7 protein-coding genes and 1 tRNA gene are annotated in these 11,865 nt (G+C 51.7%); 1 reads left to right on the top strand and 7 read right to left on the bottom strand.

What is annotated here, in order from left to right; genetic code table 11:
- Window positions 1-324 (bottom strand): DUF3853 family protein, encoded by a 324-nt coding sequence (locus tag I6E38_RS05385; protein ID WP_154577524.1) that lies wholly within the window; start codon window positions 322-324, stop codon window positions 1-3.
- A 502-nt stretch (window positions 325-826) separates the two neighbouring features.
- Window positions 827-900 (bottom strand) — tRNA-Ile (locus I6E38_RS05380).
- Window positions 901-1,027: 127 nt separating this feature from the next.
- Here I6E38_RS05380 and I6E38_RS05375 point away from each other — a divergent pair.
- The gene (locus I6E38_RS05375; RefSeq protein WP_235393029.1) at window positions 1,028-3,079 is read left to right on the top strand and encodes a DUF5686 family protein; all 2,052 of its coding nucleotides are present in this window, start codon (window positions 1,028-1,030) and stop codon (window positions 3,077-3,079) included.
- A 13-nt stretch (window positions 3,080-3,092) separates the two neighbouring features.
- Here I6E38_RS05375 and I6E38_RS05370 read toward each other — a convergent pair whose 3' ends face one another.
- From I6E38_RS05370 to I6E38_RS05350, 5 genes are all read right to left on the bottom strand, one after another.
- Window positions 3,093-4,805, bottom strand: coding sequence for a phosphoethanolamine transferase family protein (locus I6E38_RS05370; RefSeq protein ID WP_235393028.1), 1,713 nt, complete (start codon window positions 4,803-4,805; stop codon window positions 3,093-3,095).
- Window positions 4,802-6,451 (bottom strand): RagB/SusD family nutrient uptake outer membrane protein, encoded by a 1,650-nt coding sequence (locus I6E38_RS05365; protein ID WP_235393027.1) that lies wholly within the window; start codon window positions 6,449-6,451, stop codon window positions 4,802-4,804. The genes I6E38_RS05370 and I6E38_RS05365 overlap by 4 nt, the downstream gene beginning before the upstream one ends.
- A 112-nt stretch (window positions 6,452-6,563) precedes the next feature.
- The gene (locus tag I6E38_RS05360) at window positions 6,564-9,362 is read right to left on the bottom strand and encodes a SusC/RagA family TonB-linked outer membrane protein (protein WP_235393026.1); all 2,799 of its coding nucleotides are present in this window, start codon (window positions 9,360-9,362) and stop codon (window positions 6,564-6,566) included.
- Window positions 9,363-9,457: 95 nt separating this feature from the next.
- On the bottom strand, window positions 9,458-10,582 hold the full coding sequence (locus tag I6E38_RS05355; protein ID WP_407936647.1) for a BamA/TamA family outer membrane protein: 1,125 nt from the start codon (window positions 10,580-10,582) through the stop codon (window positions 9,458-9,460).
- Between the two features lie 107 nt (window positions 10,583-10,689).
- On the bottom strand, window positions 10,690-11,604 hold the full coding sequence (locus I6E38_RS05350; protein ID WP_407936646.1) for a PCMD domain-containing protein: 915 nt from the start codon (window positions 11,602-11,604) through the stop codon (window positions 10,690-10,692).
- Window positions 11,605-11,865: the final 261 nt, after the last annotated feature.

The following is an 11,865-nucleotide window of genomic DNA, read 5'->3' as shown; positions in this document are numbered from 1 at the left end:
CTACTTTCTTATAGAAGTAAAGTCGCCTGCCTTTTTGGCAAGTTCCAAAGCCAATTCTACATCAACCACTATCTTACGAGCAACCTGAGTGATGGCAGGGGCTATCACTCCGCTTTTCTTGATACGATTAGCCGTAGGAATGCTGCAACCGAATATCTTGGCTATTCCAGCAATACCATGCTCATAATGTCTCTCTTGCACCACCTCGGCAGGTGCCTTTGCCGTTCCTTTATCTGCATTTTGGAGGAGCAAAACAAATTCTTCTCCCGACATCATGCAGACAGGCTTCTCTAACAATTGTTCTATTGTAACGAGTCTTGTCATACAATTTTTGCTTTGTGGTCCGACAGTTGTACTTCCTGACATTCCGATTAAACATCTGTTGTTGGCTCATGAACCATTTTTGAATTTCCGTGATAGATAATCCGTTGGCAAAGGTAGTTCGTTTGGTATAAAGGAACATCATAGATGCTATGCGCCAAAAATAGAGAGAGTTTTTTATGTATGGTTTCTTAGCAGTCGTTAACGAAAGTGCATGGTTTTATGGAGAAAAAGACAGGAGAACTTCAAGGAGCGTAATGCCATAAAGCACATAAGCCTCAAACCCTAAAAAGAATCTTGTGGCTTTTGTTTCTCTATATAATTGTTGTTTTCCCAAGTTGTTTTGATACTCGGAGAAACCTTATTTACATGCTTTACTTGGAATGGTATGATGTCAAGCTTATTGAAAAATCATGGAGTTTTCAAAAGCAATGTGTTTTCCCATTGTTTTCCGAGAAAAAGAAAAAGCACCTACAGAAACTCTGTAAGTGCTTGATTATTAAAGTGGACCAGCCTGGGCTTGAACCAGGGACCTCCAGATTATGAGTCTGTTGCTCTAACCAACTGAGCTACAAGTCCGACTTATACCTAAATGGATAAGTTTGCGGGTGCAAAGATACTGCTTTTATAGCAGAATGCCAAATTTTTGAACAAAAAAATGTGTGATACATGAAATTTGCGTAACTTTGCAAAGCATATATACATAGTGAGAAACATCTTAAATATACTGTTCGTAATAGTGCTGGCAATGGCTGGTTGCAACGACGTCCACGCCGCCGACCGCAGGTACGCGCTTCAGATTATGAAGCGTGTGTTCGGCTATGCTGCTTCGGTAGACACCACGGGGCTAAAGACGCAGGAGAGCTATGCTTATCTGAAATACGACATCCGTGCCAACAAGCGCAACTGTCTACTACTCGCCATTCCTACGATGTATGCAATTGCAAACACTGGAGTGCGCGAACATGTGGGCGAGACTTACGACCGTGTGATTATGAAACGTCCGGGCGACATGCGTCTGACGCAGATGCTCGAACGCAACACTATTCCTTACGGCATGCGAACAATGCCTACCGTGCTGAAATATCTCACTCCGCTTATCTACGACGAACTGCTTATCGACGGCCGTATAATTTCGCCTTTCCATCTGCGCAACCGCCGCTTCTACCGCTATAAGGTAAGCCCGTTTATGCGAGGTGCCGTGATTGTGAGTTTCCGTCCGCGACTGAAGAACACCAAACTGGTGCGCGGATGGGCACGTATCGAGGAGTCTACTGGTCGTATTCTGGAGACTTCGTTCGACGGTGAGTACGACCTCGTGCGCTTTCACGTTACGATGACCACCGGCGACGAGGGCGTGAAGACGCTCATGCCCGCACAATGCAACCTCAACGCACGCTTTCTTTTTCTTGGCAACGACATCACTGCCGAATATACTACGGTGTTCGACCTGCCCAAGAGGCTGCCCGACTCTACCCGCATCGTAAACCGCCGCGACACGGCGCTGCTCAACATTGTGCGTCCTATACCTACAAACAGCCACGAACAATATCTTTATAGCCGCTACTATGCGGCACGCGATGCTGCGCAAGCCGACACTACAAAGCATTCGCACAAGCGCAAGACTTGGACCAAGATACTATGGAAAAACGTGGGACGACGACTGCTCATGCGCACACGCCAGAACTTCGGCACCCACTCGCAAGGCAACTTCCGCGTCAGTCCGGTGCTCAATCCTCTGTCGTTCAGCTACAGCGGACGCCGTGGACTGACTTATAAGTTCGACGTACGAGGCTCATACTTCTTCAATGAGCGCCAAGGCTTGCAACTCCGATTCAAGACGGGCTACTCGTTCAAGCAAAAACAGATATACTTCGACTTCCCCTTCACCTTCTACATCAATCAGCGACGCAACGCCTACATACGCACCGAGTGGTCGAGCGGACGGCATATATATAATTCGGAATTGATGGATGCCATACGTCTGGAGCGTAAGGACAGTATCGACTGGTCGCGTCTGAACCTTACCAACTTCCGCGACCACAGTTTCAAGGCTGTTGCCCACTACGACCCGTCGTCGCATTGGGGGCTGGAAGTGGGCATCGTGTCGCACAAGCGTACGGCTATCGACGACCACAGCTTCAACTTCCTTGGACGAAAAGACTCTTACAATTCTGTGGCTCCTACTGCCGAACTCACTTATCGCCCACTGGGCTACAACGGCCCTATACTCACCATCGACTACGAGCGCGGCATACGCGGAATGCTTGGGTCGGACACCGACTACGAGCGCCTGGAGATTGACGGACAATACAAGCACCATCTGTCGGCACTGAGCTATCTGCAACTGCGTGCCGGCACCGGATTCTACACCCACAAGGGTTTCGGCAGCTACTTCCTCGACTACTCCAACTTCCGCGAGAACAACATTCCCGGAGGATGGAACGACGACTGGGCGTGCTCGTTTGAGTTGTTGAACAGCGGATGGTACAACGCCTCGAAATACTACGTGCGTGCCAATGCTGCCTACGAGACTCCCCTACTCATTCTGTCATGGCTGCCTATTGCCGGCCGACTGATTGAGAAGGAACGCATATACGTCAATGCTCTCACCGTTAAACAGCTCAATCCGTACATCGAATACGGCTACGGATTCTCTACACGAGCATTGTCGTTGGGAATGTTTGTGGCACAGCGCAACTGGCACTTCGACGGCATGGGCTTACGCGTGAACGTAGAATTGTTCAGACACTGGTAAGCCAAGACCGCTTTTATTTTATTCCGTACATTGCCAACGGCACAGCATGGTTGTGATCGTTGAGATATAGGCGTGTGCCCATGCGATAACTACGGTTGGTGAGCGACAGACTGTCTACACGTGACTTGGTGCTTATGCCGCCTATGCTGAGCATCGTCGGGAATACAGAAGCACTGGTCTGCACACCCTTATTCAGATTCGACTTCATTGCGTCTACTACCGGAGCATACTCACGTGCGTAGCTTTCAGAAGTCCACACAAGCAGCGGAACGTCGGTGTCATACTCCGACGGACGCGGCGAAGCATGCAGGAACAAGCGGCACGAGTCGTCGAATATGTTCTCGCCATGGTCGGACGTGTACATCATTGCCGACACGGCACCTGTAGAACGCAGCTTCTCAATGATGCTATGCAGTATGTAGTCGGTTTGCAGAATGGTGTTGTCGTAGGCATTGACAAGCTGCGGACGGTTCTCAGGCTTTGCCTCAGTGGGCGTGTCGGGCACGAAGCGGGCACGCGACTGAGGATAGCGGTCGCGATAGTTGAAGTGCGAACCGTACATGTGCAGCACTACAAACAGCTTCTTGTGCCCTTTTGCCATTGCCTTGTTGAAGAATGGCAACAGTCGCTCGTCGCTCGTTTGCGCCACTACATCGTTGCCTGAGGCGCTTGCACCTTCAGCCTCATCGGCCTTTGCGTCAGCCTCGCGTATGAAGAGATGTTCGTCAGCCTGACTGCCCAGGAAGTCGATATACGAATGGTTGGGCTGCTGATTGGAGAGGAACACGGTATAGAATCCTGCCTCACGGAAAGCCGCCAATATACCCTTCTCGTGATGCAGACGGTCGTGGTCGTCGGCAGTAGCAGCGGTCAGGAGCATCGGCACACTCTTGTGAGTGGTGTTCGACTGCGAGCGCACGTTGCGGAACACGAGCAGTCCGTCGGTTATCGAGAGCAGCGGATTGGTTGGACGATTATAGCCATACAGCTGGAAGTCGCGCGAGCGGGCTGTCTCGCCTACTACGAGCACATACACCTCAGCCGAGTCCTTGGCATGCTCCGACACTGCATTGAAGCGGAAATCGGCTACATTATCATTGTAATGTGCCGAAAGCGAACTCTCATGCACCGCCAGACACAGATTATAGAACACATTGACGGGATACATATTGTCCTCAATGTGATATTCAAACTTGCCCTTCTTCTCGTTGCCTTTGGGATAAGCTACGTAGCAGCCTACGAGCAGCAGTGCCAAAAGCAATATCAAACACAACGCACGGCGTATGGCAAGGCGCTGAAATTCGCTGTCGATGCGCACACCCTTAGCCCACTGCCATGCCGCTATTGCGAGCAACGGCAGATAGAGTATGAACACGCCTGCCACGGCTGGCACCAGATTGTCGAGCAGTTCCATAGCCTCACCGGGATTGGTGGTGACGAGATTGAGGAACATGTCGACGGCTATCACACCGTTGCCATATAGATATACGAGCACCATCTGAAACGCTGCGAAGAAGACAAGCAGGAATAGTACCCACACCATGCGCCCGATGCAGCGGTCGAGCGACATGACGAGAGCATAAACCAATATAGGTAGCAACACGCCTACCACATCTGCCATCAATGGTGTATTCTCAGTGAAACATAATGCCACGTTGGGCACCGCCAGCGACAGCACCATGTAGAAGAAGAGGAAGCGTGGAGAGAGTAATAAGCGTAATTTCATTTTTTATAACCTTCGTTCTGTTTCCAGTTCTGATTTTCGTCCATGATGGCCTTAGGAACTGGAAGTATACGGCATGACTTGTCAAAACGCGCACCGGGGAATCCCTTGCGATGGAAACCATACTCGCTCTCGAATGTACCGAAGCGAATCATGTCGTTGCGACGCCAGTTTTCGTCGACAAACTCACGTCCGCGCTCGTCGAGGATGTCCTGCAATGAGGGATTGCCCACAAATTTTGCTGCATGCACATAGGTACGAATCTGATTGAGCAGCGACTCCGGCGTATCGGCATTGGTGGCACGGGCGCCACGCAGCAGAGCCTCAGCCTTGGTCAGGATGATGTCGGCAAAGCGGAAGATAGGCACGTCGTTGCTTTGGTTGCGGTTGTACTCCGAATACTCATTGGGGTTGGGATAGAACTTCAATGAGCGATAGCCCTGGCTCCATCCAGTGGCGTTGGCACCACAGTTGATTTGCTGGCGCGATGTCTCCGAATCGTCCTTGAGGTTGATTTTCTTTGAGAGCACGAGCTGACTGCCCTTGTACATATACGGCTGAATTGTAGCCTCGCCCGTAAGAGCGTCGTGGATGTACACCTTACCGTCGGTAGTGGCACCGAGGATAATCTCGTTGCGGTCGTCGCCCTTCAATGTGAAGAGATTTGAGTACTCCTCGTTCAAGGCGAATATACCTGCGCACGACTTGTTCATCTTGCCACCCAGATAGCCCATAGTGTCGCCATTGTCTACCTTGCGGAATGTACGGTAGCGTCCGTACAGCATGCCCGTAGCATTGACCTTGTCGTAAGGCATGGCATAGATGAAGTCCTTTATCTGCGGACCGTTGTTGTAGAGGAACTTCTTGCGATAGTTGTCCGAGAGATCGAAAGGTCCGTTCTGCATGATGTCGTCGCACAGACGCACACATTCGTCAAGCTTAGCATTGCGCGATGTGGCAGCATCGTAGTCAGCCACATTGTCGGCAGTATATACAGCCCAGTTGATGTAGAGCTTCACAAGCAGAGCCTCAGCCATCCAGTAGGTTGGCTTGCCGTATGTGGCAGCGTTGCAGTTCTTGGTGAGCGAGGGCAGGCAATCCTTCAGTTCGCTCTCTATGAACTCAGCCACCTGACGGCGTGGCATACGCTCTACAGCCTCGTCATCGTCGGGCAGACAGTCGAGGATTGGCACATCGCCGAAGCTGTCCATCAGAATGAAGTGATAGAAGGCGCGCATCACACGTGCCGGGGCTATCTGCTCGGGCTTCGCCTTGTCACCGCCAAGGTCTTCTATCACCTGATTGCACTTGGTGATGCCCGACGCAAGGTCGGCCCAATAGTTGAGGGGTTTGTTGTCGTACTTGAAGTTGTGCAGTGTTGGGTTCACATTCTCGGCATTGTCGTAGTAGTCGCCGTCGAAACTTATGCCAGCCACCTCGTCAGACGAGAACGACTGTATGCGGTTGTAGTTGTCGCCCAACTGCTTGCGGAAGGCATAATACACATCCGCCATCTTGGCCTCAAGAGCCACTTCCGACTCCGTTGGATAGTCGGTATATTGTGATTTCACGTCGACATCGAGATTGGTGCAGCTTGTGGCGAGCACCATAGCCGATGAAGCGAGCGCGAAAAGAAGCGATTTCTTCATTTCTTTATTAATGATTGATTAATGGATTTATGGGTCCTTACTATGCCTGACTAAGCCTCTTTGGGCATTGCTGAGCCAATGCTTGTGAAAGCTTGGCAGGGCTTGCTCTGTCTTAGAAGCTGACCTTCATTCCGAGCATGAACGTGCGTGTGTGCGGATAGTAGTCCTTGCGCCAGTCGATGCCCGGAGTCAGTCCGCCGAGCGAAACCTCAGGGTCGCAACCCTTGTATGAGGTCAGCGTGAACACGTTGTTGCAAGTAGCATATACCGAAAGATTGTTGACCCATCCGTGCAGATTGCCGAAGTCGTAGCTCAGCGACATTGACGAGAGGCGCAGGAACGAGCCGTTCTCGATATAACGGTCGGAAGGCGACTGCGAGTTGACGTCGTTGTAGTTCTGGTCGGTCAGAGCCTCGCGGAACACGTTCTTGCCCTTCGGAATCATCGACACAGCATTGTACTGGGCACGCAGTGCGTTGAATATCTTATTGCCGAATACACCCTGGAAGAAGAGTGTGAGGTCCCAGTTCTTGTACGATATGGTGTTGTTCCATCCGAGTGTGAGCTTAGGCTGAGCCGAACCAGTCTTGGTACGGTCGGAATCGGTAGGCTTGATGGTTTTCTCGCCAGTGCGCTCGCCCGTTACAGGGTCGTGCACCCAAAATTGCGACACTCCGTTCTCGTCGTGTCCGGCATACTCGTATGTGTAGAACTGACCGATAGGACTGCCCTCCATCAGACGCTGCACAGCCACACCGGTGTTGCCCGTAATCCAAGGATAGGCAAGGTCCTGATAGCTTACAGAGTAAGCAGCGTTAGAGAGTTTCTTAACGCGGTTGCTATTGTGCGAGAGATTGAGCGATGACGACCACTGCCAGTCCTCGTTCTGCACGGGAATGGCGTTGATGGTAAGTTCAATGCCTCGGTTGGTGATGTCGCCCACATTGGCAGTCATTGTGCCGAAGGGGAAACGGTTGGTCGAAACGGGATAATAATATATAAGGTCGGATGTGCGCTTGTCGTAATATTCGATTGTACCGGTGAGTCGCGAGTTGAAGAATCCGAAGTCTAAGCCTATATTGAACATTCCCGTGCGCTCCCACTTAAGGTCGGGGTTGGCGTTGTTGGTGGCGGCAAGTGTGTGCTTGTTTGATGTCACACCGTTCTCGTCGGTGAATGTGAACCATCCGCTCACACCGTAAGTGCGTCGTGCCGAATAAGCGTCGAAGCCGAGCGAGTTGCCCGATACGCCATAGCCTACGCGCAACTTAAGGTCGGAAAAGATATCGAGGTTGCGCACCCACTCCTCTTCGCCAATGCGCCATGCAGCCGAGAACGAGGGGAATGTAGCCCAACGGTGGTTCTTGCCGAATGCCGACGAACCGTCGCGGCGCAATGTAGCCTGGAAGTTGTAGCGCGAAGCAAACGAGTAATTGACACGTCCGTAGAACGAAATCATACGCAGTGTCGACTCAGCACCGCTCTCCACAGCATCAATGCCGTCAATCTGGTTGGCGTATGTGAGGTTGTAGTACTTCACAGCGTCGTTGTAAAAGTCTTTGACAGTGAGTCCGAAGCCGTCGTTCTCGTTGTTCTGCTCCCACGAGTAGCCCACCATAAGACCCAGGCGATGATAGCCGGGGAAGCTGTGGGTGAAGTTGCCGAATGTCTCAAACACCTGCTTGTTGTCCATATATGTAGAACGGCGAGCCTGACCGTGGGTCTTCACAATCTGCGACTTTGTAGAGTGATACTCCGACAGCACGTTCTGGTTGTACAGATACGAGTACTGTGCGGTCCATGTGAGTTCGGGCAGGATGTTGAGCTCGCCCTTTCCGGTGAGCTGCATGCGTCGGTAGATGGTCTGGTTGGTGTCCTCGTTGATCATAGACAGCGGGTTGTAGTACTGGGTAGTGCTGGTCGATTCGCTCCACGAGCCGTCGGCGTTGCGCACGGGCTGACACGGCGAGTAGTATACCATAGCGTCGGTCACGCTGATGCCCTGCTCCTGCGCCTCAATACCCTTCTTGGTGGTCTGGCTTCCGTTGACGCCGAGCGACAGCTGCAAGTGGTCCTTGAGCACCTTTGAGTGTGCCAGCGCACGCGCTCCGAAACGCTCAAGCTCCGACGAGCGTATCACACCCTGATGATTGAGATAGCTCAGCGACACGTTGTAGCCCGAACGGGCGTTGCCACCCGACACAGCGAGGTTGTGATTGTGCGACATTCCGGTGCGCTGCACTTCCTTCTGCCAGTCGACATTGCCTCCCATGTCATTAGCCAGCTCAAAGCCGTGCTGCTTGGCATAGGCTCTGAGTTCGTCGGCCGAGGCGAGGTCGAGATATTTAGCCACCGACTCGAAAGCTGCATAGCCGTTGTATGTGACGCGAGCCGAGCCTGCCGAGCCATGCTTAGTGGTGACGATGATAACGCCATTGGCGGCTTTCGAACCATAGATGGCTGTGGCTGTAGCGTCACGAAGGATATCTATCGACTCGATATCGTCGGTAGCTACAAGCGAGAGGTCGACGCCTGGCACGCCGTCGACTATATAATAAGGCTCCATGGCTGCGCCCGTACGCAATGTTGATGCGCCGCGCAGGGTGATGGAAGGAGCAGCATTGGGGTCGCCACTGTTCGACACGGTGAGTCCGGGCACCTTGCCTTGCAACAATTGTGCAGGCGATGTGTACACACCCTGATTGAGGTCGGTCGACTGGATTGTAGTGATTGAGCTGGTTACGTCCTTTCGACGCATCTTGCCATAACCTACTACCACAATCTCACTCAGCTTGAGTGTGTCGCGTCGCGAGTCCACATGATCGGGACTGTCTGAATCTTCGGCTGCAAATGTGTTTGCACTAATGCCCGTCGCGAGCAAGGCCATGATTAGCTTTTTGTCTAAAATCATTATTATTGTTTTTAGTTGACAAGTTGACGAGTCAACGAGTAGACAAGGAGAAATCTACTTGTCTACTCGTAAACTCGTCACTAGTTTGCTTTCTATTAAAATGCTTCGTTTATATTGAAGATAAATCCGCTCTGTCCTGATTTGCCAAGTCCGTAGTCAAGACGCACGTTCACGTTCTTCTTGAACTCCCAACGATAGCCGATGCCGTAGTTGGGCAATATATGATTCATCTTGATTTGGCTGAACTTAGGAAATACTGTACCGGCACCTGCCCACACTGCGATGCCATTGCGGCGCCATACATGCTGACGCAGCTCTATCTGCGCCTCCACCTTGTGCTTGTCGCGATAGCGTCCCTGATAATATCCGCGCATTGAGTAGCTGTCGCCCAGAAGCGCGAGCATCGACCACTGCGGATTGCCGAAGTTGAACTGCGTGCGCAGGTCGCCTGCCAGCGTTGCTCCCTTCCACACTGGCAGATAAGCGTCCATGCGCAAATCGGTGGTAGAGAAGGCGTGCTTGTTGCCCATGAACTTTGGGCGGAACAACTGCTGCACCTGAAAGAAGACGCCCTGCTTAGGTGCGGTGAGATTGTCGCGGGTGTCGTAGAGCAAGGTCAGTCCGGCACCAGCATTGAACGACTCTCTGCGCTGCCCCTCTATTAGTTCGGGACGCTCCATTTCATGGCCATACACATAGTCTAACGCCACGGTAGGACCAATGAACAGATTGTCGGCGGTGCGTATGAGCCAACTCGCCTTGGCCTGAGCCTGCCAGCGCTTCATCTTGCTCTTGTTGTCGTCGTTGTCGCCCATATCGTAGCCCAGACCCCAGATGTAGCAGGGGAAGGAATAGAAGTAGAGCGTATAGTCGATGCGGTGGGTGTCGTGCGGAAACTTATGCACGCCGCGCACACCGAGCATGTAGAAGCCCACTGTCGATACGTCGCCAAAGAGCGACACATTGCTTGGAGCCGAAAGCGAATCGGTAGGGTCCGAGCGATACAGTCCGGCAGCTACGAGTCCCAGTCCGAGCTTGGTGTCGGTGCTGTAGTGCGGTCCGCCGATTATGCTGAAGTCGAATCGCTTGTTCTTCTTCTCCTTGTTAGCGTCGTTGAAGTAGTCGAGAAAGCGGGTCATGAATCCGCGCTTCTTGGGTGTCTGCACAGTGGAGGTATCGATGGCTGTGGTGTCGACCATCTCTGCCGCTGCCATAGGCATTGCCGAAAGCAGCATGGCGACTATTGCGATAAGTGAGCGATGGAGCATTTTTTGAGTGTTGAATGTGGAGTGTTGAATGTTAAATGTTGAATTGCTTGCTTACATTATTAATATACAAGACCAACATTGTCTACCCAGAATGTGTTGCCAACAGTGCCTACGTATGCGCCGCCGTGGCTCGACGAGAACTGCAGCACGATGTGTGTAGGCGTAGCGTCGGCTGGTGCCCATCCGGTTTCCTTAACGAGCACGTTCTTGCCCTTTGAGTTGCGGGCGTAGTCGTGAGAGCGCAGTCCCATAGTGGCAGCGTTGTAGAACGACTGACCGGTGATGTTGCCATAATGAATCTCGTATGTAGCATCCTCAATCCACTTGCCTGTAGACTTGCCATACTTCACCACGACGGTGCCTACGCGCTGTGCGGTGATGTTGCCATTGGCATCCTCATGACGCTTCTGCAAGAGCAGCATGGCTATGCAGTAGTCGGCACCAGGCACTGTTGTGACCTTGGAGAATCCGGTCTGGCGTATACGGTTAGGCGTTCCGGGCACCTGCACCTTGTAGTCGTAGCGCAATGCCTTAGGACGGTGTGTGAAGGGGATGCCGAAGTTGAGCGCCTTGGGGCCGTCCTTGGTGCCTGTGATAGGCTCCTTCATGTCGCCGAGGAATATGCTTCCGGCTGCAAGCACCTTGATGTTGATGAGTCCCAAGACCTTGCAGGTCTCGATATGGGTGGTCATCTTGACACAATGGCCCGAACCGTGGTTGTCGCGATAGACAGAGTTGTTGGTCTTGGTGATGCCCGACACCTTAGCCATGACATTGCTGGTGCCCCAAGGCGAACCGCCGAGATTGACGTAGGCATTGTTGCCCGTGAGGTTTCTGTTGGGTCCTATCTCATAAAGGGTCTTAGTCTGTCCGCCGATAACTGCCGACTCGTGAATCTGGCGAGTCACCCATGTATCGAAATTGCCATACTTGAACGGTACGAACTTGCCTTGCGCCATTGTCATAACCGACATGGCGAAGAATAAAATGGCTGTCAACACAGTCTTGCATGTAGAATGATTCATTGCTGTTGTGTTTTATGATTAACTTGTTGTTATTTCCTAAAAAGTATAATTCTTTTTACACTTCAATCTGATTTCAAAATGATTGCAAAACCGTGTCTACACACGGCTATGTCACTGAATTTAAGGCACAAAGGTAAACAAAAAAGGCTGAAAGGAAACTCTTTTGATGTTAAAAGTTTCCTTTCAGCCTTGTATTTTGCCCTTTTAGTA

This window comes from Leyella stercorea, from assembly GCF_021531355.1.
In the GTDB taxonomy this organism is placed as follows: Bacteria; Bacteroidota; Bacteroidia; order Bacteroidales; family Bacteroidaceae; genus Prevotella.
Note: the sequence above shows the minus strand (reverse complement) of the source record. Positions and strands in the feature narration are given on the sequence as shown.

What these genes read in the sequence shown, in the direction of transcription:
- I6E38_RS05385 (WP_154577524.1), bottom strand. Translation starts at nt 324, where the DNA reads ATGACAAGACTCGTTACAATAGAACAATTGTTAGAGAAGCCTGTCTGC.
- I6E38_RS05370 (WP_235393028.1), bottom strand. Translation starts at nt 4,805, where the DNA reads ATGAAATTACGCTTATTACTCTCTCCACGCTTCCTCTTCTTCTACATG.
- I6E38_RS05365 (WP_235393027.1), bottom strand. Translation starts at nt 6,451, where the DNA reads ATGAAGAAATCGCTTCTTTTCGCGCTCGCTTCATCGGCTATGGTGCTC.
- I6E38_RS05360 (WP_235393026.1), bottom strand. Translation starts at nt 9,362, where the DNA reads ATGATTTTAGACAAAAAGCTAATCATGGCCTTGCTCGCGACGGGCATT.
- I6E38_RS05355 (WP_407936647.1), bottom strand. Translation starts at nt 10,582, where the DNA reads ATGCCTATGGCAGCGGCAGAGATGGTCGACACCACAGCCATCGATACC.
- I6E38_RS05350 (WP_407936646.1), bottom strand. Translation starts at nt 11,604, where the DNA reads ATGTCGGTTATGACAATGGCGCAAGGCAAGTTCGTACCGTTCAAGTAT.